Here is a 20,933-nt window from a genome sequence, read left to right on the forward strand (position 1 = left end):
ATTTAAAACTTTGCTTATTAGATATTAACTGTGAATTATTTCATAGGGATAGAAGCGTTGATGATATTCTGAATACATTAAAAGAGTCGCTTGTAAGCCAATTATATTTTGAGATAATAATAAAAAAAATGAGAGATTTCATTACCCATATTTATTGATAAAGAAGAATTGTGAAAGTGAATATGATTTAGTCTATAGAATAAGACTAAGTGATAGAGGGGATATGCTATATTTGGAAGGTTTTGAGATTAACGACTTAAGTGAATATAAAACTATTCTTAAAATGAAGAAGTTTACTCGAGAAGACTTGTTTTTTAATATGGAAGAATTTGAAAATACGTTATGTGATGATTTAGAAAGCTTGCTAAGATGGAAGTCAAAAAAATAACTTATTACTGATTTAAAAGATGATATGGAGAGATATGATTTCAGTTAAAGCTTATAAAGAGAGTTATGTATTTAAGTTATGTAAATCCGCTACTAGTTATTTCGAATTAGGAATGGAAAGATTTCTTGAAGCCGAAAAAGGTGATAAGGACTATTCAGAGTCAATTTTAGGTAACATCTGTATTGCTATTGAACTATCAATGAAGGCATATCTTGCAAATAAGTCTCTTGCATTAGTATATGAGAGACTTCCTGATAAATTATATATTACCTTGTTATGTGAAGATGAATTTCAACTTTCTGACTCTTGGTCTGATATTCTGAATGATCGCTTAAAGTCTATAACATTTGATAGATCTATAAAACTAATAGAAACCATTTTAGAGAATAGTTCAAAAAATAATGAAATTTTTAAAAAGCATATTTCAGAGTTAAAACATATTCGAAATAATGCAGTCCATTCTGTTCTAAATGTTGTTAATCCTGTGGTTTATATTTCGACCATGTATTCTGCTATAAAAGTAATTGAAGTACTTTTGACGGGGATACCAAGTGATTCGGACCTACATGATGTGTGGAAGGGGTATTCTCAATCAGCCTTTTATATCAACCAAAATGAAATAATACTAGCAAAGGTTAAAGGGAAAATTAACAATGCGAGAAGCTTAAAAAAGTATAATCCAGTTAGTAATAAAGTAGATAATATCTTTGAGGAAGTGTTAATTGATTGTCCTGCATGTTCTAATAAAGCTATCTTAAAAGGTAATGCATATAAGCCTTCTTTTGCAAACGAGTTTGACAGAATTCAGTTGTATTCAGAAAGTGTTGAATGTAAAAGTTGCTCTTTAGTCCTAGATGGCTATGAAGAATTAGAAATTGCTAAAATACCTGAGTATGTTGAATTAGAACAAACATATATCGGTGCTGAATATTATTGGAGTGATTTTTATTTTAAGAAAGAGATTCAAGAACTATTTGGTACTAAAGACGAAAATATAGTTAATAGAATAAAAAGTTGGTGTAAAAGAAAATCTAGTGAAACATCTGAGTCTGAATATTCTTGTATGATGAAAATGTATGATGATGTTTTGGATAAAAGCTACGAATTAAATAGTATTCGAGAATTAAGATTCCTAAAAGAAAATAAGAGTGATTTGGATGCGGAGGGGCAGAGAGAATTTTATTTTGATCAGACCCTACGTCAGTTCTTGGGTATAAGTGAGGGCTGAGTAAAATACTTATGTTAAGTTCAAAGATATACAAAAAAACCGACATTAAGTCGGTTTTTTCATTATTTAATTTCAGGTTTAAGTTATTTTAATTCTACCTTAGGGAAAAGTGCTTCCGGCGGTTGAGGCGTATAAGTCGCCTTACCAAATTCCATTAACTCAGATCCATTTACGCTTGAACCAATATATTCAAGAGCAGTCTTTGTACAGTTTGGTAGGAAGGCCTGTAGCATATAAGATGCTGCGGCCATTCCGTAGAAACAGTTATAAGCGATTGGAGCAAATGCTGCTTCATCAGCCTTGTGCTTCCAAGGCTCTTTGTCGTTAACGTAAACGTTGAGGCTAACGATTAGATCCCAAATAGCATCAATTGCTTTATTGTGCTCACGCTTTTCCATGAACTCTTTAGCGCGCTCAAAATATGGAAGAGCATCGATCTCTTGAGTTACACCTTCAGCGTTATAAACTTTATCTGGGAAGCTCTTAAGACCTAGCTTGATAACTCTCATTAGAAGGTTACCGTAGTCATTTGCAAGTTCACTATTGTGTTTATCTACTAACTCTTGCTCAGAGAATTTTCCATCTCCTGAAGAAGAAATATTCTTTAGCATATAGTAACGGAAAGTATCCGTTGGATATTTTTCAAGCATCTCAAATGGATCAACAACATTTCCAAGAGACTTACTCATTTTCTTTCCGTCTTCAGCAAGTACCATTCCGTGAACGTAAACTTGTTTTGGAAGAGGAAGATCAGAAGCCTTTAGCATACATGGCCAGATTACAGAGTGGAACCAAAGAATATCTTTTCCAATTACGTGCATATCTGCTGGCCAAAACTTTTCTCTCTGGTCTGTAGTAAGAGCAGAGTAGTAGTTAATTAAGGCATCAAACCAAGTATACATAACAAATTTGTCATGACCTGGAACTGGAACACCCCAGCCTTGGCTTGGACGAGAGATGGCAAGGTCTCTTAGATCGTCATTTTCAAGGCGAGAGAGGATTTCTTTGTAGCGTGCAGTTGGCACGATAAAGTCTGGATTTGCTTTTAGGTGATCGATAATCCAGTTTTGGTATTCACTTAGCTTAAAGAAGAAACCTTCTTCTTCTTTTAGTTCAAGTGGCTTGTGGTGTTCTGGACAATTGCCATCTGGCGCTTGTGCTTCTGTATAAAAAGACTCACATGAAAGACAGTAATTACCAGAGTAGTGACCGTGGTAAATCAGTCCTTTGCTTTCTAGGTTTTTCCATAGTTCAACACATGTATCAGCATGGCGCTTTTCAGTTGTTCTAATGAAATCATCGTATTGGATATTTGCTTTAGCACATAGTTCTTTGAAGATCTCAACATTGGCATTTACGAACTCAAGTGTATCAAGTCCAGCGGCTTTTGCTGATTCAATTAGTTTTTGTCCGTTCTCATCAGTTCCTGTTAGGTAGTGAACTTCTTTTCCAAGAAGTTTATACCAACGAGCGTATGAGTCAGTTACGATCTTCTCATAGGCATGGCCAATATGTGGACGCCCATTAGGGTAGTCAATTGCAGTCGTCGTATAAAATGTATTTTTCATAATTATCCTTTTACAACAATATTACAAATTCTACCTGGTACGTAGATTTCTTTTACAATAGTTCCTGTTAGGAATTTCGCAACTTTCTCATCAGCTTTCGCTTGAGCTAGAAAGTCTTCTTTTGAAATATCTGCTGGAACATCAATTGTTGATCTCGTCTTACCATTTACTTGGATGGCCATTGTGATGAGGTCATCTTTTGCAAGGTCAGCATCAAATACTGGCCAAGCTGCAAGTGAACAAGAAGTCGTCTCACCTAGGTTTGCCCACATCTCTTCAGCAGCGTGTGGTGCAAATGGAGAAAGAAGTCTTGTGAAGGCCTTAGCTGTCTCAACAGAAACCTTGCCAAGCTTGATAACTTCATTATTCATTACCATCATTGCTGAGATAGCTGTGTTAAAACGTAGGTTCTCAACATCTTCAGTAACTTTCTTAATTGTCTTATGTAGGTGCTTTAGAACGTCTTGGTTTGTTTCTTGACCTTCGTAAGTATTTTCTGGGTTACCGTAGAAAGTGAAAGACTTTCTTAGGAAGTTAAATACTCCTTTTACACCTTTCGTTTGCCATGGCTTAACTTTTTCAAGTGGCCCCATAAACATTTCATAAAGTCTTAAAGCATCGGCACCGTATTCAGCGATAATATCATCTGGGTTTACAGTGTTTCCTTTAGACTTACTCATCTTCTCACCGTGCTCATCTAGGATAAGACCTTGGTTGAAAAGTTTTTGGAATGGCTCTTTTGTTGAAACTAGTCCTAGATCAAAAAGAACCTTGTGCCAGAAACGAGCATAAAGTAAGTGTAGAACTGCGTGCTCAACACCACCAACATATAAATCTACTGGCATCCAGTATTCTTCTAATTGTTTATCCCATGCAACTTCAGAGTTTTGTGGATCGATGAAGCGTAGGTAGTACCAACAAGAACCTGCCCACTGAGGCATCGTGTTTGTTTCACGTCTTGCTTTCTTTCCAGTCTTTGGATCAGTTAGGTATAACCAGTCATCAATACGTGCAAGTGGAGATTCACCAGTTCCAGATGGCTCATATTTTTCAACTTCTGGAAGACCAACTGGAAGCTCATCTTCATCAAGGCATCTTACTGTTCCATCTTCAAATTTAAGAATTGGGAATGGTTCCCCCCAGTATCTTTGGCGAGAGAATAACCAGTCACGAAGTTTGTAGTTAATTTCTTTTTTTCCAATTCCTTCAGCTTCAAGGTGAGCAATTGCTTTTGCGATACCGTCTGCCTTATTAAGCCCATCAAGGAAACCTGAATTAATATGAGTTCCGTCACCTGTGAATGCAGCTTCATTTACATCGCCACCTTCAAGTACTGGAGTAATTTCTAGGTCGTACTTCTTAGCAAATTCCCAGTCTCTTTCATCGTGAGCAGGAACGGCCATGATCGCACCAGTTCCGTACGAGATTAGTACATAGTCTGCAATCCAAACTGGAATCTCTTTTCCATTAAGTGGGTTGATTGCATAGGCTCCAGTGAATACACCAGATTTATTTTTGTTTAAGTCTGTTCGATCAAGATCTGACTTAAGAGATGCTTCTTTAATATAAGCTTCTACTTCAGCTTTCTTCTCATCTGTCGTAATTTGAGCAACTAGGTCGTGTTCAGGAGCTAGAACCATATATGTTGCACCAAATAGAGTATCTGGACGAGTTGTGAAAACATCAATTTTCGAATCAACACCTTTTACAGAAAAAGAAACTTGGGCACCTTCAGAGCGTCCAATCCAATTTCTTTGCAGCTCTTTAAGAGACTCTGGCCAATCAAGATCATCAAGGTCTTCTAAAAGACGATCAGCGTATTCAGTGATTTTTAACATCCACTGCTTCATTGGCTTTCTGATTACAGGGTGTCCACCAACTTCAGATTTACCATCGATTACTTCTTCGTTAGCTAAAACTGTTTTTAGCTCTGGACACCAGTTAACAGAGATCTCGTCTTCAAATGCTAAACCTTTATTGTAAAGTTGAGTGAAGATCCATTGAGTCCACTTATAGTAGTCAATACTTGATGTTGCGATCTCACGATCCCAATCATAAGAAAATCCACAGGCCTTTAGTTGTCTTGTGAAATTTCCAATATTTTCTTTTGTGATCACACTTGGGTGTGTTCCAGTTTTGATTGCATAGTTTTCTGCAGGAAGCCCAAAAGAATCCCATCCCATTGGATGAAGAACATTATGTCCGTTCATTCTCTTGAAACGTGCAAGAATATCTGTTGCTGTATAACCTTCAACGTGACCTACGTGAAGTCCTGCTCCAGAAGGGTATGGAAACATGTCCAATACATAGTATTTAGGTTTTGATTTGTCTGTTGAGTCTGTTCTAAAAGTTTTGTTGTCGTCCCAAAACTTCTGCCATTTTGGTTCAATTTCACCAAAGTTGTACTGCATTAAAAGCTCCTGAATTTACTAGTAAAATATCAGGCCGAATTATAAACCCTATAATGTAGATCGTCTATTATGTGTGTCGCGTTAACTTGGGGATGCCCCGCTAAAGGAATTGCCAAAATAAGTCAGTGGATTTATACTTAAGCCATTAAAAGTAGATTAATTTTTTGAATGGAGAAACGATGTATCGTTTAGTGCTTTTTTCCCTAACGCTAGTAGGGCTAGTTCTTGTTATGAACCTATCGGGTTACCAGAGTGTTGAAGTCAACAATGAGAAATATAACTTTGAAAATGCAAAGAAAGCGCACGCTGCTCACTTAGTTGAAGTTGCGGAACTTGCTAAGAAGCACGCAGAAGTAACAGCACCTCCAAAAGTTAGTGATGAAGTTATCGAAGAGAAGACTCTTATTCCTCTAGATACTCCACAACTTGTTAGAGCAGATAAACTTTATAAGCAATGTATTGCATGTCACGCTAAAGATGGTTCAGGGAAAGCTGCAAATAAGGCACCAAGAATCGGTGGTCAAATGGAATGGTATATTGAGAAGCAACTTCTTGATATGAAATCAGGGGCCCGTGTTAACCAACAGATGTTAACGATTGTTAAAAAACTATCGACTGAAGATATTGCAGACCTAGCGGCTTACTTATCTAAGGTGCCATGGGGCGGAGTTAAAAACTAAAATTGAATATCGATAAGAAGCCGCTTTTAAGCGGCTTTTTTTTTGGGAGCAACCATGAGAATATTTTCACTTTTACTACTTTTGACGATTACTGCTTGTGCATCTAAACCAAAGCTTTATCCGAACTCAGCCTATCAAAGATACGGAAAGGTCCAAGCCGATCGCGATATTGAAGTTTGCATGGCCAAGGCCGACGAGTTTCTTGAGAGTGATCGTGGAAGACAAATGGTTCGTGAAGGTGGAAAAGGTGCTGCGTGGGGTGCTATTGTAGGCGCTGTGGCAAGTGCAGTCTTTGGTGGTAATGCTGGTAAAGGTGCTGCTCAGGGGGCCGCAATTGGTGGTGCTAGTGGAGCCGCTTCAGCGGGGCTTAGTGAAGATCAGATCAAGCAACGTTTCGTAAACCGTTGTCTTGCGGAGAAAGGCTACGAAGTAATTGGGTGGAGATAAATGACTTTATATCGTTATAAAAATATTGAACCGACAATTGGTGAGGGATGCTTTATTGCAGACTCTGCTGATGTTATTGGTAAAGTTTTCTTGGGAAAGAATGTTTCTCTTTGGTTTAAAGTTGTGGCCCGTGGGGATGTGAACGAGATTCATATTGGCGACAATTGTAATATTCAAGATTTAACAATGCTTCATGTAGAGGATAATATTCCCCTAATCATTAAAGAAAACGTTAGTGTTGGTCATAGTGTGACTCTTCATGCTTGTACAGTCGAAGAAGGCTGCTTAATTGGTATGGGGGCGACCGTCTTAGATGGAGCAGTTATTGGGAAAAACTCAATTGTAGCTGCCGGAAGTGTTGTTCCTCCTGGTAAGGTATATCCTCCTGAGAGCTTTATTATCGGAACGCCTGCTGTGGTTAAAAGGAAGCTTACTCCACAAGAAGTAGAGCAGTATAGTAACCACTATAAATCGTACTTAATAACAAAAGATGAGTATTTAAACCAAGTCGAAGTTATTTGCTAAGCTTTAATAGATTGAAGACTTTATCAACAAGGTCATCTCTTGAGAAAGGCTTAACAAGAACATTTGTTACTCCTGAATTGATTACACTCACCATTGATCGGTTATCTAAGAATCCTGAAATAAGAAGGTATTTCATCTTCTGATACTTCATCGACTTACTTGCTATATCAATGAAGTAAGTTCCATCTTTATCAGGTAATTTGTAATCAATAATAACTAGATCGAAATCTTCATTTCTTAGTTTTAATAAAGCAACACTTACAGAGTCGGCCGTGACAATATTTCTAAAAGCACCAGTTTGCTCCAGAAACGTTTTTATTAAAAAGCAAATCTTATCTTCATCATCTACGATGAGAATAGAAGGTTTTTTAGGTGTAAGTGAATTCTTAGAAGGGGACATGGCCATTAGTCCTGCTCCTCATTTTTAATACCAAGCATATTTAATATATCTTCTCTATTAAAAGGCTTCTCAATAAAGCCTTTAATCTCTTTATGATTATCAAATTTTGATTTATCCGCTACTCCTGACATTACGAAAGTAGGGGTATTGAGGCCATTTTTTATGATATCTTTGGCAAACTCAACACCATTCATATTTGGCATATCATAATCAGTGATTATGGCATCAACATCAGTACCTTCTAAGATTCTTTTTGCTTCAATAGCACTTGATGCAAAGATCAAAGTAATAGGTCCTTTTGCAAAAAAGTTCGTAAAAAGATTTAAGATCTTCGGTTCATTATCAATGATTAAAACTTTTTGGAAGCTATGGTTTACACTAAGTTCACTATCCGTAAAAGTTGTCGTTTCCATTTTCGGAAGAGTGATTTGAAACTCACATCCAGTTTTTGTATCAATTAATTCAAGTGATCCCGAATATGAATCAATGATTTTAGAAGAAATTGAAAGTCCAAGACCTGTTCCTTCTCCTACCTCTTTCGTGGTAAAGAATGAATCAAATATCTTTCCTCGATTTTCTTCAGGAATACCTCTTCCATTATCTTTAACTGTAATGATGTAGCAGACATCATTGCTGGAGATTGAAAGTGAAATTTTTGGATCTTTAGTATTTGCCTCACCCAGAGCGTGAATTGCGTTGGTAACTAAATTGATAATAACCTGTTCTATCTCGATAGGATTAACTTTAACGATCGAAGATGTGTTTACATTAAAATCAAGAGATATCTGATTCTGCTCTAATGGTAGTTTCAGTAGGGTAAGAGACTTATTGATAATATCTTCAAGGGTAATAAACTTCTTATCACTCTCTCTATTATGAAGAAAGCTCTTTAAGCCTTTGACTATTTTAGTGATACGATCAATTGACTCACGAGTATCACTAATACTTTCGTGGATAATATCATTTTCTTTTAATTCTTCTCCGGCCAAAAGAACACTAATTAATTCAATATTTCCTGAAGCAATAGTAAGTGGATTTGAAATCTCATGGGAAATCGTTGCTGTAATTTCCCCAATTGTACTTAACTTATCAGCTTGAATAATTTGATTGTGAATTTGCTTCAGCTCTTCAATTTGATAACGATACTTCGTGTAGAGATTTTTCTCGATACTGATGTCGTTAAAACAAATTACTTTCTCGTTGTTGTCACTTTCAATTGCTTTGATAATAACGTGATAGAAGGTTTGATCTTCTAAGAAAATCTCTACTTCTGGCCCTACCTTTACATCATTCATATCTTCAAGAAAATCTTCAATATCAAAGCCGGTAAATAGGGTGCTAAGCTTTGGCGATTTTTTTAAAACTCTTGGCGACTTTTTGAAAAATGAAGCAAAGAAGTGATTATAATAAACTATCTCATTGTCATTATTTATGACACAGATTGGTTCAAAAATGGAGTCGTATAATTCGTATTTTGCCATCAGTTACATCTTTGTTTACTTCATCTGTTTAATGAATTGAAAGTACTGTGCTTCAATTGCATCAAACTCGAGTTCTTCACCTTCATCACTTTTCATAACAGGTGCCTTGTTATCAACGACATCACTTGTTTTAATAAGCATCATTTTTACATCGTCTGAAGATTCTTCGTAATATGGAGCATAGAAGCTTTCAACTTTTATTCCCGGTTTTATAAAGCCATGAACCATATTAATTTGTTCAATAACTGCCTGTGGACAATGAGAGTAGGTGATTGAACCAGTCAGCTCTGAAAGCATATTGATCCATTCACGAATTCCACATGAGTTAATCATCTCAACAGCATCGAAGTTGATATGAAGATTTTTATCTTTAACTCCAAGGATTGGTGTTAGATCAGCATCTTCATCAATTCTTCCAATTAAATTTAAAATCGTTTCATCATTTTCGGCCTTAATTTCGACCTTTAAGTTACTCATATTTTAATCCTTTAAATTATAAAAACTTATTGATGGTATTCTTTTACTAATATCTTTATACCGTTTATTTTTTTCAATATAGATGTAGAAACTAGTGCTATCTTGATTTCCAACAATGTGAAGTTGATCACAATTTTGAAGCATCAGATAAAGTCCAAGCCCTGCTCCACGTCCTTCCTGCCTCGGTGTCTTCTCTACAGCTGCTCGGTAGAGAGAATTTATAATTGAGGATTTTCCCACATTAGTATAACTCCTGTAGTGGAGGATCGTTTTATGTTCATCTTGAGAAATTTCAATTTCTCCATGTTTTTGGCTGTTTACTCGATGAAAAATATCATTCGTGTAAAATTCATTTGTAATCAATTTTAATTTATTTTCAAAGCTATCGTGATAATCTTTTAAGTCAATACCATCGAGTAATTGATGGCACTTCTGATCAAATTCATTTTCAAGAGTTATTTCTATTTTGTTTGTTTTTTTTGAATTGATTCTACTATCAAGATTGTTTTGTTTCTGCTTTGTTAGATAGGCAATAACGCTCTCAACCTCATCTTGTATGCAAGGGGAGGCTCCTATGAGGTGATTTGTTCTGTTGTCTTTAAGGTACTTTAAGTTCACAAGTATATCGTAGCGACTCAAAAAAATATCACTTGAATCGGCTAACTGATCACTGATTTTAAGATCAAGACTCGAGGATTGAATTTTCATTTTTTCAATCTCTTTAAATTGTTCGTTTGCAATCTTAAATTCTATACCCATAAGTACATCACTTTATTTCCTGGCAGATGAGTGTAAGATCATCATCAAATGAATCACTTCCTCTGTGGTCGTATACAACAGAAACTATTGTATCACGAATTTCAGTGGCCGTGTGCTCTCCATATGTCATTAAGATCTTTAGTAATTTTCTTAGGCCCCATTGTTTGCCTTCACTATTTTCTGCCTCTGTTATTCCATCTGTCATATAAACAAGCAGATCACCTTGTTCTAGAATGATCGTTTCATAGTCGTAGCTAGAGTCGGCACTTTCTCCAAGTCTTGGTCCTTTAGCATCAAGTAGGGGAATGATATCTGCTTTAGTAATCTCAGGCTTTTTAGGAACCTTAAGCACTTCTAAGTGACTTGCATTAGTATATGAGTATTCCTTAGTCATTGTGTTATAGACCGATACAAAGGCAGTAAGAAGTATTTTATTATTTGAAAGATTAATAACCTTATTTAGATGTGAAGTAATTAAAGCTGGCGAGATTTGACTCGAATCTTCTGTCAGTCTTATTTTAATACTATTAAATGCAGAATTGATTGCTGAAGTTAGAAGGGCCGCTGGCAGGCCGTGACCTGTTGCATCTGCTATGATGGTAATAATATATTCATTAAATTCGAAGTGTCCCCACCAATCTCCACCACACTCAGAAGCTGGAGCAGCATAAGAGCTTAGGCGAACATTTGGTGTATCAATATCTTTTGGCGGAAAGAACTCTTCTTGCACCATTTTAGCAACTTTCACTTCTTCATCTAAGCGTGCTTTCTCTTTCATTTTTTCAATATATTCTAGAATCTCACGACTCATTTGATTAAATGAGTCTCCAAGTGTCCCGAGCTCATCACTAGTGTTGATCTCTACTGTTGATTCAAAATCTCCCTGACCAATACTGATGGCCCTTTGGTAAAGCTTTTCTATCGGCTTTGAGATTGTTTTTGATAGAAGGATAATAATTATAGTCGACAGAGCAATAATAAAGACTGCAAAGAATATAGCTCGCTGAATAAGAAACTTTGTTACCGATAGTGCATCCGACTCTGAAATTGTTGAAACAACAGAAAGTGCAAATGCCTTTGTTTGTGCTATGGAAACAAGGTAGTCGTCATTATTGAAAGTTAACTTTTTTACAATGTTATTTCCCTTAAGCTCATTCTTATCATAATTATGAAGTCCAATAAGGTCATTTCCAAGAACAAGTGCTCCATCTTTAAAGACAAGCGTATTATATGTTCGATTTTGTGAGAGTAGGTTATTTAAAATATTGGCCTTGATAACAATTGAAGTAAGACCTTTATTTATCTTTTTAGTTAGAATAACAAAAACATCTTCTTTGTATTTGAAAGAAGTAAGTGAGTTATCTCTTGTGCTCTTAGGAATCACTAACTTGAAATCATTTTCATTTTGTTCAAAATCTTTATTGATTATGAATTGGTTCTTTTCAATGAAGGCGAGAATATACTTACTTTCTGCTACGGCCTTTGCTCTAAGTTTATTGTTCTTTATAAGAGATAAATTTTGGAGATCATTCTCAATTTTATTAAGAGTATAGTTCATCTCCTTAGCAACACTTGTAACATTGAATAGTGAGTTCTCATATAAGTAGGCTTTCTTATCCTTTTCAAAAAGGTGAGTGGCATACTTAGTTAGAAAAGCGATAACAATTATTAGCAGCGCTGTATTAAGCGATATTAATTTAAGCTTGATCGGAAATGTCGGTCTTTTGCCCATTATTTACCTATGTAGAAGTCTATTGAATATTTAGATACAATGATATTAACGATTTGCGTCATGCGCAAGAATGAGAAAAGAGTACCAGGAACAATTTTGGGGCGACTAAATTCATTAGTTGATACATTTCTAATCTTGATGTGCCTTTGTGTTGCGGCCTTTGCCGGCAACCAAGTTTTTAACACATCATATATTCCACCAATCATGGGTGGGGAGCGCATTACTTTAGGCCAAGTCTTCGAATTACAAAATGATGTGAGAAGAAGAAGTTTTGATAATTTCTCTTGGCATGATCTTGGTTCAAACGAAGCACTTTTCCATAATGATCGTATTTTCACAGATAGAGATTCTACTGCTCAGTTGGAATTTAGCTCTGGTAACCGCATTAAAGTCTCCGAAGAGAGTCTATTTAAAATCACACAAGAAACAGATGGAATTAATCTTAATATCGAACAAGGTGTTATCTTTGCTACTCTTAATAATGCAAGTGAAGCCTTTGTTGTTAAAGTAGGTGATCAGATCTATGAGATCACTTCAAATGATTCGAAGATTAAGATTTCAAATACAAATGGTAATAAAGAGTTATCTGTTCTTGATGGTAAGGCAAGCGTAAGACTAGGCGATCGTGAAGAAACCATTGAAAAGGGTGTAAGAGTACTGCTTACTGATGAGAGCTATACTATTAAGCAGAGCTGGCCAAGCGAATTTTCTCCCGTTGATGGTGATGTGTTCTATGTTAATGAAAAAAATAAAATTACATTTAAGTTTAATGAAAAAGTAGAACAGTTATACATTTCAAACTCTCGTGAAGCTTTTGAAAACGGAGAAGCACATACTGTTAATGGACTCGAACTTAAGTTAGAGAATTTAGCTCAAGGCAGTTACTATTGGCAGGTAAGTGATGAAAGTAATGTTTCAACGGAAAAGTCATTTGAAGTTATCTATGAAGTTGTCCCTGAGTTTGAAAACCTCGATGAGATTCAAAACACCGTTTTAGTGAATAAAGAGAAGCTCATTTATACTCAAGCATTTGAAAATATCGAATTAATGATTAATGGAAAAGTTTGGGAAGATTTTGATTATGATGAAGGTGAGTTGAAAATTTCTTTTGAGGAAGTTGGTGAGTATGAACTTTCTTATCGAAATAAAAGTGAGACGCATCCTTATGCGCTCTTTTCTAATCCTGTTCTAATAAAGGCCGTTGCAAAGCCTGGAGATATTGTTTTAAAGAGACCATTTAATGGCGAAGAATATTATTTCTATAATGATGGTACTGTTAAATTTTCTTGGGAAACTCAAGATCTCTTTAGTGGGGTTAGTACTTATCTAGTTTTAAATGGCAAAAGACAACTGGTTGCTGGGAGTTCTTTTTCTACTAGTGTTAATGAAAGTGGAGAATATTTTTGGTCATTGGAGTATGTCCTAAATAATGAAGTGATTGCTCGTTCAAAAGAAAATAAATATGTTGTTACTTTTGATAATGACAATAGTGCTCTTGAACAAGGACGTAAGATAGTTGTTAAAAAGCCAGGTGATGTTATTGATTTAACATGGCAGCAACAGGGGAGTGATGAGTTCATTGTTGAGATCTCTCGCGATCGTAATTTTAGTGCTATTAAAGAATCTATAAAGACCACTGAAAGTAATACTAAGCTACTTATTAAGGAACTTGGTGTTCACTATTGGCGTGTTAAGAATGAGGAAAATAAATTTGTTCCTCCCGTTAAAATAATTATTGTACCTCCGCCGCCACCAAAAGCGCCTCGTATTGATAAGGTCGAAAAGAGAGTTCAAGTTATTAGGCAGTCACTACCAATTGCCATCGTAAATTTACTAATTGATCAGGCATTTGCTCAAGAGAAGATTGAACTTAAGTGGGAGCCTGTAAGTGATGTTAAAGAGTATCGTATACAGATTCTTGATGGTGAAAAAATTATCGTTGATGAGAAAGTTAAGAATAATCGTTATGAGTGGGATGACTATCTAACAGGTAACTTCCAGTGGAGAGTTTCTGCAATTGATTATTGGAACCAGGAAAGTCCATTTTCTGCGCTTGAGGATTTAATCATTACAAAAAAGTTTGGTGGAGCAAAGGGGATTGATCTCGTTTCTCCAAGACACGGCCTTGTTATTAATGAAGGTGATATTGTTGAGATGAAGTTTGACCAAGTTCGTGGAGATAAATTCTTTATCGAAATTTCAAAAGATAAGTATTTCACAAATATTAAGGAAATACCTCTTGGAAATAAAACAACTTATACTTTTAGAAATAAATTAGCAGAAAGCTTTTATTGGCGCGTTAAGGCCATTGAAAAGAAGGACGTAATCTATTCTAAAAAAAGAAGAGTTGATGTTTTAAGTAAAAAAATTGCCAAAGTAGAAAACAGTAGAAAAAAGATTTTTACTACAGGTAATAAGAAAGAAAAAAATTGGTATGTAGGCTACGCTCCTGAAAAAACAAATTATGAAGCCATTAGTAATGGAAAGAAAATTGTCGTTGATGATATGAACTTGATCTCATTTTATGCTGGCCTTAAGAAAGATTTTAAGGTCGCTGTAACTGATTTTGAATTACGTCATTCAAGTGGTGTTGTTTTTGATGATCTAGCATTTAATCAAACGCGCTTAAAAGTTAGCAGTCACATGCCCTTAAAGAAGCTCCCTCGCTTCAAATATGGTGCGGCAGTTGCTTTTGATTATCGAAGTACCCTTGCTTATGAGGGAAGTGAAGTTGTTTCAAATGCTGAGTTTACTTTCAATATTGGTATAAGCGGTATTTATGAATTTGAAAAAATTAAGATAAAAGCAGAGTATTTCATCCTTGGTTTTTCTGGCCTTAATGCAGAGGCACTCTATCAGATTAATAATAAATATCAGGTTGGTTTCCAATATCAGACCCTTGAAAAAGATGACCCAAGTATCACGCTTGATAAGATGGCCTTCAAACTTCAGTATAGTTTTTGAAAATATATTTTATGGACTGACCAGTATATGGGCCAGATTTTTGGCCCAATAATCTTAATATTCCCTTCTAAGTTATTGATAATGAATAAAAGTAAGGCCATTTTCGGGGCATGCCGATGGGCGTTTTATAATTAGAGCAGGTTTAAACTTGAACTTGTGAGGGCATTTTGAAAAGAGAAAGTAAAAGGCCACATTCACATTTATATTCGGTAAAGCTATTTGCTTTTCTCGTTGGGGTTATGTTGGTTGCTTCATCTTGTGTTCCACAAGATGAAGTTGAGGATTTAGTAAATGTACCGGGAGCAGATCTACCAACGCTTCCAAATCTTGATGTAGCTTGTTACCAAGATGTGTATGCACCTAAAGAAGAAGATATTACGAGAAATATAGATATTCTGGTTATCCCAGATACTTCTGCTTCAATTATTTCTGAAAGAGCGCAAATTGCAGAAGGATTTAATGCCTTCTTAGATGTTCTTCCATCGGCCGCTGATGTAAATATCGCAGTTATGTTGGGGCATGGGTCTGGATCGACACACTTTGGTAAGCTTTATACAAAGTCGACGGAGCCGACAATTCTTTCAAATCGTTCATTAACAATTGAAGAGATTAAAACACACTTAAGAACAAAAATGGAGAACCCAGCTGGAGACTATCGAACTGATGGTGGGGAGGCCGGACTTGCATCTCTTAATCGTGCACTAGAAGACGATTACTATAGCTCTATTCAAGGACAAGGCTTCTTTAGAGAAGATGCAGCTCTTGTGGTTGTATTTGTCGCTGATGAGCAAGATATTTGTGCGATTTATCCGGAAGGTGTAACACCTGTTCCTGACCCTCAAGGTGGTGAGGATCGTTCACGTCTTACTGAATGTTTTGATGGTGAAACACAAATCGTAACTCCTAAGAGTGTTCTAGATAAATTAAAGGCCCGTTATACAGATCGTCCACTTGTTACAGGTGGTGTTATTTATAACAATCTAAGTACTATTCCATTTGGTGGAGAAAACGAAATTGGATATGGTTATAAAGAGTTTGTTGAATTTGGTGGTGGATTCACTGTCGACATGGCAACTGGTGAATACGGAGATGGGTTATCTAAACTAGGTACACTCGCAATGTCACGTATTGATCCAGTTAATTCATTTAACCTAGAAGTAACGAATATTGATACGAATACGATTCGAACTTTTGTTGATGGAAAAGAAGTACAGTATTCATACGATACTGAACTGAATATTGTTTCACTCAATGAGGAGCGAGGTCCATTTTCAATTGCAGCTGTTCAATACTGTGAAAAGCCTTCAGTTACAAAACAGGTTATTCAAATTGTAGCAGGTGGTTCACACTCTTGTGCTCTTATTGCAAATGGTGAAGTAAAGTGTTGGGGAGATAATTCTAAAGGTCAGTTAGGACAAGGTGATACTGTTAATCGTGGTGATGATGAGGGAATTGATTCGATTCCGGCCATTGATTTAAACGGAGAGCTTGCACTACAAGTCATTGCAGGAAATCTTCACACGTGTATTCTAACTGAATCTAATAAAGTTAAGTGTTTTGGTGACAATACTTATGGACAATTAGGGATGGCATCAACTGATACTTTAGGTGATGACGAACAATTATCAGAATACGGTTATACTGAAATTGGTGGAATTGTAAGAAAGCTTTATGGTGGTACTTATCATAACTGTGCTCTTCTAACGACAGGTGATGTTCGTTGTTGGGGGCAAAACTATTATGGTCAGCTTGGGACTGGTGATACTGAAATAATTGGAGATGATGAAACTCCAGCTCAGGGTAATCTTGTTGCTTTAGGGGCAAAGGCCATTCAAATGGATATTTCTTCGATGAGTTTCCATGCCTGTGCAATTTTATCTGGTGGTACTCTTAAGTGTTGGGGACGTGGGACTCACGGACAGCTTGGCCTAGGAAATACTGACAATGTGAATTCTCCAAGCTTGGCCACTCCAACGCCGAAAGGAGTAATTGCAGTTACAACTGGTGGTATCCATACTTGTGCACTTCTTTCTGATTCGACAGTATATTGTTTTGGGAATAATTCTCAAGGTCAGCTAGGGGATGGAACAAGTGAAGCAATGGGTGATAATGAAACTTTAGATAATCATACTGCTCTAGACTTAGGTTTTGAAGTTGCCTCAGTTGTTGCTTCAAACACTGCAACATGTGCTCTCTCTAAAGCTGGAGATGCAAAGTGTTGGGGTAACGGAACTTCTGGTAAGTTAGGTCAAGTTGGAACGGTCAAGATTACAGGTGATCTTGCAAACCTTCCAGCAATTGAACTTGGAAAGAGCGTTTCACAAGTTTCAGGTGGACTTAATCATCATTGTTTCTTAACAACTGATGAAGGTCTCGTGAAATGTATTGGTAATGGTAGTAAGGGACAACTTGGTAATGGAAATACAGATTCTATCGGTGATGATGAGTCACCTGTATTAGCAAACTTCCTTGCTCTTTTTAATATTTAAGAAATTAATTCCAAATAATAAAATCATAAGAACGATGGCACCGAGTATACTTTCATTATTCGGTGTCATATCTTCTCTCACTGCGCAGCCAGGATCAATTCCAGATTGAAGAGTTTCAAAACCGTTTGCTCCAAGGGTTACTATCGTTGGGTTAGGTGAGTAAGAACCACCAACTCCTGTAATGACTCCATCAACTTCATCAAGACGAATGATCCCGTCTCCGCCATTTCCACCGGCCCTTCCTAAAACTCCACCTGCGGCTCCACCTGTACCTCCTGAGGCATCGAGAGCAGCATTGAGTTCGATATTACCAACTGCTTGTAAGAAGATAACTCCACCGGCGCCGCCACCTGAGCCACCAGAGTCTCCGTTGGCAGAAGTTGTGCCCGGCTGTCCAGCTCCACCATTGGCCAGAATAGGAGCGTTGATATACATATCTCCACCTGCGGCGATATGAATGACTCCACCTCCGCTTCCTCCTGGAGTTGCACCAGTTTCAGTCGCACCACCTTGCTCGCAGCCACCTCCGCCATTTCCGCCACCGGCACCACCAAGCATTTGTGCTTCAAGATTTAAAGCTGAGTCATATGTTACAGATGTGGAACCAGGGGCACTTAGAGTGTCCGATCCATCAACTGGTCCTGAAGAAACACCTGAGCCACCATTTCCACCAAGGGTTGCATGGGAGCCACCGGCACCACCACTACCGCCAATATCTGAAAAGCTTGATCCACCACAGGCTGCATCCGTTGCACTCGATCCTTCTGATCCTGGAAATACTACTGGACTTAATCCTGCACCATAGCCTCCAGCAAGACCTTCTGCTACTGAGATTGTGTGAGCAATTGTAACGTCACCTTGAACTTTAATGATTAGTGGATTATTTCCAGTGATTGTAAGAGCACCAGTTGTCGTTAAGTCAGTACAATTATAAGTCCCACTTGGGATTAATCCTGTCCAGTTGCACGAAAGATCACTACCATCGCCAGTGTCAACAGCGGCAAAAGTAGTTGATGATAATAGTAGGAATATGGGTAGGATAAATATCTTCACTGAAGAAATTTTAACATATCTTAACTATGTCTTTAACTAGGTATAAATGGCTAGAAATTGCCTTGAAAGAAGTTAAAGCGAACCGCCTCAATATCCTTTCTTCCTTGATTATATGAGAAGAAACTTTGTTTCAAAACTTGAGAGCGTACTTCAATCTGTTTTGCAGCTTCGTTGAAGATGAACTCAAGTTGAACTTCTTCATTTGTGGCCTTTAAATAGACCTCATTTCTTTCGATTTGATAGCCACCAATCTTTCTGATGACACTTGCAATCTTTTCAATATTCTCTTCAGGAGTTGCCCCTAGCATTTTAAAAGGCATGATATAACTTGAAGATGCTTTCTTCTCTTTAGAAGAAAGACAGTTGTCGATGGATGGACAAGTAAAATTATCTAGACTCGAAGACTCTTGAATTAGAAATTCCTTTGAGCATGATGCTGTTGTTAAAAGAACAGCAATAATCACTGATAGTCTAGCGAGTCTTTTCATTAAATTAGTCCTTCTCTTTTAATTTTCACTAAAACATACGGCTGAACTATTAGGTATTGGAATTCAGTGTTCTCTTCTTCCCACATTGTGATTTGTTCATCTGTTGGACGAAACATCTGTTCATCAGCAAGCCATTTCTTAATATATTCAACTTCGTCACGCGCCATTGTAAATCCTACGGCCGCAAGCTCAAGTTCATCAGTTATCATGAATAATGCTTCTCTTTCATGGTGAGGCTTTAGTAAGTCCCACTTTGCATCATCAATATCATTAGCTAATCTGTCTAATAGGTTCTCATTGTTATTTTCATCGTTCATATTAATTTCCTATTAAATTGCTTTCATCATTTTCTTATCATTATTAATTTGAGCAATTAACTTTTCATCAGTGTCGATGTAGTTAGAAGTGTGAACTTTTTTTGCTGCTTCAATTAATTCTTTAGAAGGATCTTCTTTGTCGATTTCGTTCTTAAGAAGAGAGTAATATTCTCTTTCTAGTTTATTCTTTTTTTCTTCTTTCTTACGGTAGTATGGAGTTAGGATAAAGAGGAAAGCAAGAACGGCAATCATCGACCAAACAATATGATAAATTTTCAAAAATACACCTCATGATTTAGTTTCGTTATAAATATACTATGTTAAAATTGCTCTGTGAATGATTTAAAGAAACTTGTTATTCTTGCCCAAAGCGGTGATGCACAGGCTTATCACGTCTTTTTGGAAACCGTATCGCAAACAATAAAACGCATTGTTTCTTTTAAGGTTTTTAACGAGTCACATCGCGACGATATATGTCAGGAAATCTTAATAAGTATTCATCATTCACTACCGACATACTCGCCAGATCGACCGATAATGCCTTGGATTAATTGTATTATTGAACGTCGAATAATCGATTACATTCGTAAATACACGAAATTAGAAGAAAGAGAAGAAATATTTGATGAGGCCGTCACAAAAGAGGCTAATGCATCGAATAATACAATAGAAAGAGTTGCAATTGAGCAGCAACTTGAATTGTTAATTGAAAAGTATTTAACAGATGAGTTAAGTAAGCCGCTTCTCATGGCAAAGCTTGAGGGCCTTAAAACGAAAGAGATTTCTCAAGAGCTTGGAATTAGTGAGTCCGCTACTCGAACAAGAATCTCTCGCGCAATGGCAAAGCTAAAAAAAGCGGTTAGGATTAATAATGGAAAATGAAAAGTTAATAAATTCATTAGTAAGTGACTTAAGGCCAGTAAAACGATTGGCAGCGCCAAGTCTTAGGACATTCTTTTGGCTTATTCCACAAGTCGCGATTAGTTTAATTGCAATTTCGATTAGTTCACCAATTGACTTTAAGTATATGCAAAATGCACAATTTATAATCCAAGTAATTGTTGCCCTAATTGCACTTGCCATTGGTTCTTACTTTGGTTTTGCTAACACTGTGCCTGGCCTCTTAAGTGAGAAGAAATCAAGGCTTGCTTTCGTGCCATTTCTTATTCTACTTGGCCTTATCATATTTAATCTATTCTTTCCTGTTGGGCTTGATACCGCCCATGAGCATCGTGCAAATTGTTATCAAGAGTTAAGTGTACTTATGATTATTGGATTTGCTCATAATTACTATATGCTTAAGAAAGGGTTTATCGCTTTTAATAATGCAACTGTAGCGACAAGTTTATTAACAAGTGGGATGATCCCATTAGTAATTCTTTACTTTGGATGCTCATTCTCGACAAAGCACTTAGTTATTTCTCACTATCTACCAATCTTGATCATTACAGTATTAGGTATGATAATTTTTAAAATGACGAAAAAATAAAATCGAATGTAACAATTTTAATTTTATGTTCGAATAA

General features: G+C 36.6%; 20 protein-coding genes. 9 read left to right on the forward strand and 11 right to left on the reverse strand.

The window, feature by feature from the left end; genetic code table 11:
* Positions 1-223 precede the first annotated feature (223 nt).
* Both ACMAWV_RS11930 and ACMAWV_RS11935 read left to right on the forward strand, forming a co-directional pair.
* On the forward strand, positions 224-388 hold the full coding sequence (locus ACMAWV_RS11930) for a hypothetical protein (protein WP_412470324.1): 165 nt from the start codon (positions 224-226) through the stop codon (positions 386-388).
* Positions 389-422: 34 nt separating this feature from the next.
* Entirely contained in the window at positions 423-1,616 is a 1,194-nt protein-coding gene (locus tag ACMAWV_RS11935; protein ID WP_412470323.1) for a hypothetical protein, read from the forward strand.
* A gap of 83 nt (positions 1,617-1,699) precedes the next feature.
* Here the strand turns inward: ACMAWV_RS11935 and metG are convergent, their stop codons facing one another.
* Both metG and leuS read right to left on the reverse strand, forming a co-directional pair.
* Positions 1,700-3,184: a methionine--tRNA ligase gene (gene metG / locus ACMAWV_RS11940; RefSeq protein ID WP_103217899.1), complete on the reverse strand. Its 1,485-nt coding sequence runs from the start codon at positions 3,182-3,184 to the stop codon at positions 1,700-1,702.
* Between the two features lie 2 nt (positions 3,185-3,186).
* A complete protein-coding gene (gene leuS, locus ACMAWV_RS11945) occupies positions 3,187-5,595 on the reverse strand; it encodes a leucine--tRNA ligase (protein ID WP_103217900.1) in 2,409 nt (802 codons plus the stop codon).
* A gap of 179 nt (positions 5,596-5,774) precedes the next feature.
* On the opposite strand from leuS, the gene ACMAWV_RS11950 reads away from it, so the two are divergent.
* The 3 genes from ACMAWV_RS11950 to ACMAWV_RS11960 are packed head-to-tail and all read left to right on the forward strand — an operon-like array spanning position 5,775 to position 7,247.
* Positions 5,775-6,275 carry a c-type cytochrome gene (locus ACMAWV_RS11950; protein ID WP_103217901.1) on the forward strand — a complete coding sequence of 167 codons (501 nt, stop codon included), beginning with the start codon at positions 5,775-5,777 and terminating at the stop codon, positions 6,273-6,275.
* 54 nt (positions 6,276-6,329) lie between these two features.
* Positions 6,330-6,722 carry a hypothetical protein gene (locus ACMAWV_RS11955; protein WP_412470322.1) on the forward strand — a complete coding sequence of 131 codons (393 nt, stop codon included), beginning with the start codon at positions 6,330-6,332 and terminating at the stop codon, positions 6,720-6,722.
* Positions 6,723-7,247, forward strand: a complete 525-nt coding sequence (locus ACMAWV_RS11960) for a gamma carbonic anhydrase family protein (protein WP_412470321.1) — start codon at positions 6,723-6,725, stop codon at positions 7,245-7,247. It begins immediately after the preceding gene.
* On the opposite strand, the gene ACMAWV_RS11965 is transcribed toward ACMAWV_RS11960, so the two are convergent.
* Genes ACMAWV_RS11965 through ACMAWV_RS11985 form a run of 5 tightly spaced genes read right to left on the reverse strand, consistent with a single transcriptional unit; the run spans position 7,237 to position 12,096 of the window.
* Complete coding sequence (locus ACMAWV_RS11965) at positions 7,237-7,653, reverse strand: response regulator (protein ID WP_103217904.1); 417 nt, start codon at positions 7,651-7,653, stop codon at positions 7,237-7,239. The genes ACMAWV_RS11960 and ACMAWV_RS11965 overlap by 11 nt on opposite strands.
* Positions 7,653-9,128 (reverse strand): ATP-binding protein, encoded by a 1,476-nt coding sequence (locus ACMAWV_RS11970; RefSeq protein WP_103217905.1) that lies wholly within the window; start codon positions 9,126-9,128, stop codon positions 7,653-7,655. Before ACMAWV_RS11970 ends, ACMAWV_RS11965 begins: the two co-directional genes overlap by 1 nt.
* 15 nt (positions 9,129-9,143) lie before the next feature.
* Positions 9,144-9,605, reverse strand: a complete 462-nt coding sequence (locus tag ACMAWV_RS11975) for a hypothetical protein (protein WP_103217906.1) — start codon at positions 9,603-9,605, stop codon at positions 9,144-9,146.
* Positions 9,606-9,608: 3 nt separating this feature from the next.
* Positions 9,609-10,364, reverse strand: a complete 756-nt coding sequence (locus ACMAWV_RS11980) for a hypothetical protein (RefSeq protein WP_103217907.1) — start codon at positions 10,362-10,364, stop codon at positions 9,609-9,611.
* Between the two features lie 7 nt (positions 10,365-10,371).
* Positions 10,372-12,096 carry a SpoIIE family protein phosphatase gene (locus tag ACMAWV_RS11985; RefSeq protein ID WP_103217908.1) on the reverse strand — a complete coding sequence of 575 codons (1,725 nt, stop codon included), beginning with the start codon at positions 12,094-12,096 and terminating at the stop codon, positions 10,372-10,374.
* 60 nt (positions 12,097-12,156) lie between these two features.
* On the opposite strand from ACMAWV_RS11985, the gene ACMAWV_RS11990 reads away from it, so the two are divergent.
* Together ACMAWV_RS11990 and ACMAWV_RS11995 are read left to right on the forward strand one after the other, a co-directional pair.
* Positions 12,157-15,060: a hypothetical protein gene (locus ACMAWV_RS11990; RefSeq protein WP_412470320.1), complete on the forward strand. Its 2,904-nt coding sequence runs from the start codon at positions 12,157-12,159 to the stop codon at positions 15,058-15,060.
* Between the two features lie 167 nt (positions 15,061-15,227).
* Entirely contained in the window at positions 15,228-17,549 is a 2,322-nt protein-coding gene (locus ACMAWV_RS11995) for an RCC1 domain-containing protein (protein ID WP_412470319.1), read from the forward strand.
* Here ACMAWV_RS11995 and ACMAWV_RS12000 read toward each other — a convergent pair.
* The 4 genes from ACMAWV_RS12000 to ACMAWV_RS12015 are packed head-to-tail and all read right to left on the reverse strand — an operon-like array spanning position 17,517 to position 19,686.
* Positions 17,517-18,602, reverse strand: coding sequence for a hypothetical protein (locus tag ACMAWV_RS12000; RefSeq protein WP_412470318.1), 1,086 nt, complete (start codon positions 18,600-18,602; stop codon positions 17,517-17,519). The two genes, ACMAWV_RS11995 and ACMAWV_RS12000, sit on opposite strands and share 33 nt — an antisense overlap.
* A gap of 50 nt (positions 18,603-18,652) precedes the next feature.
* Complete coding sequence (locus ACMAWV_RS12005) at positions 18,653-19,090, reverse strand: DUF1499 domain-containing protein (protein ID WP_392993254.1); 438 nt, start codon at positions 19,088-19,090, stop codon at positions 18,653-18,655.
* Positions 19,090-19,407 (reverse strand): DUF2288 family protein, encoded by a 318-nt coding sequence (locus ACMAWV_RS12010; RefSeq protein ID WP_103217913.1) that lies wholly within the window; start codon positions 19,405-19,407, stop codon positions 19,090-19,092. Before ACMAWV_RS12010 ends, ACMAWV_RS12005 begins: the two co-directional genes overlap by 1 nt.
* A gap of 12 nt (positions 19,408-19,419) precedes the next feature.
* On the reverse strand, positions 19,420-19,686 hold the full coding sequence (locus ACMAWV_RS12015) for a hypothetical protein (protein ID WP_103217914.1): 267 nt from the start codon (positions 19,684-19,686) through the stop codon (positions 19,420-19,422).
* A 54-nt stretch (positions 19,687-19,740) separates the two neighbouring features.
* Between ACMAWV_RS12015 and ACMAWV_RS12020 the strand changes: the two genes are divergently transcribed.
* Positions 19,741-20,289 carry an RNA polymerase sigma factor gene (locus tag ACMAWV_RS12020; RefSeq protein WP_412470317.1) on the forward strand — a complete coding sequence of 183 codons (549 nt, stop codon included), beginning with the start codon at positions 19,741-19,743 and terminating at the stop codon, positions 20,287-20,289.
* Complete coding sequence (locus tag ACMAWV_RS12025) at positions 20,279-20,896, forward strand: NrsF family protein (RefSeq protein WP_412470316.1); 618 nt, start codon at positions 20,279-20,281, stop codon at positions 20,894-20,896. The genes ACMAWV_RS12020 and ACMAWV_RS12025 overlap by 11 nt, the downstream gene beginning before the upstream one ends.
* Positions 20,897-20,933: the final 37 nt, after the last annotated feature.

The organism is Halobacteriovorax sp. RT-1-1 (genome assembly GCF_047085455.1).
In the GTDB taxonomy this organism is placed as follows: Bacteria; Bdellovibrionota; Bacteriovoracia; order Bacteriovoracales; family Bacteriovoracaceae; genus Halobacteriovorax_A.

Coding starts and splice junctions, on each gene's coding strand:
- ACMAWV_RS11930 (WP_412470324.1), top strand. CDS start 224: ATGCTATATTTGGAAGGTTTTGAGATTAACGACTTAAGTGAATATAAA.
- ACMAWV_RS11935 (WP_412470323.1), top strand. CDS start 423: ATGATTTCAGTTAAAGCTTATAAAGAGAGTTATGTATTTAAGTTATGT.
- metG (WP_103217899.1), bottom strand. CDS start 3,184: ATGAAAAATACATTTTATACGACGACTGCAATTGACTACCCTAATGGG.
- leuS (WP_103217900.1), bottom strand. CDS start 5,595: ATGCAGTACAACTTTGGTGAAATTGAACCAAAATGGCAGAAGTTTTGG.
- ACMAWV_RS11950 (WP_103217901.1), top strand. CDS start 5,775: ATGTATCGTTTAGTGCTTTTTTCCCTAACGCTAGTAGGGCTAGTTCTT.
- ACMAWV_RS11955 (WP_412470322.1), top strand. CDS start 6,330: ATGAGAATATTTTCACTTTTACTACTTTTGACGATTACTGCTTGTGCA.
- ACMAWV_RS11960 (WP_412470321.1), top strand. CDS start 6,723: ATGACTTTATATCGTTATAAAAATATTGAACCGACAATTGGTGAGGGA.
- ACMAWV_RS11965 (WP_103217904.1), bottom strand. CDS start 7,653: ATGGCCATGTCCCCTTCTAAGAATTCACTTACACCTAAAAAACCTTCT.
- ACMAWV_RS11970 (WP_103217905.1), bottom strand. CDS start 9,128: ATGGCAAAATACGAATTATACGACTCCATTTTTGAACCAATCTGTGTC.
- ACMAWV_RS11975 (WP_103217906.1), bottom strand. CDS start 9,605: ATGAGTAACTTAAAGGTCGAAATTAAGGCCGAAAATGATGAAACGATT.
- ACMAWV_RS11980 (WP_103217907.1), bottom strand. CDS start 10,364: ATGGGTATAGAATTTAAGATTGCAAACGAACAATTTAAAGAGATTGAA.
- ACMAWV_RS11985 (WP_103217908.1), bottom strand. CDS start 12,096: ATGGGCAAAAGACCGACATTTCCGATCAAGCTTAAATTAATATCGCTT.
- ACMAWV_RS11990 (WP_412470320.1), top strand. CDS start 12,157: ATGCGCAAGAATGAGAAAAGAGTACCAGGAACAATTTTGGGGCGACTA.
- ACMAWV_RS12005 (WP_392993254.1), bottom strand. CDS start 19,090: ATGAAAAGACTCGCTAGACTATCAGTGATTATTGCTGTTCTTTTAACA.
- ACMAWV_RS12010 (WP_103217913.1), bottom strand. CDS start 19,407: ATGAACGATGAAAATAACAATGAGAACCTATTAGACAGATTAGCTAAT.
- ACMAWV_RS12025 (WP_412470316.1), top strand. CDS start 20,279: ATGGAAAATGAAAAGTTAATAAATTCATTAGTAAGTGACTTAAGGCCA.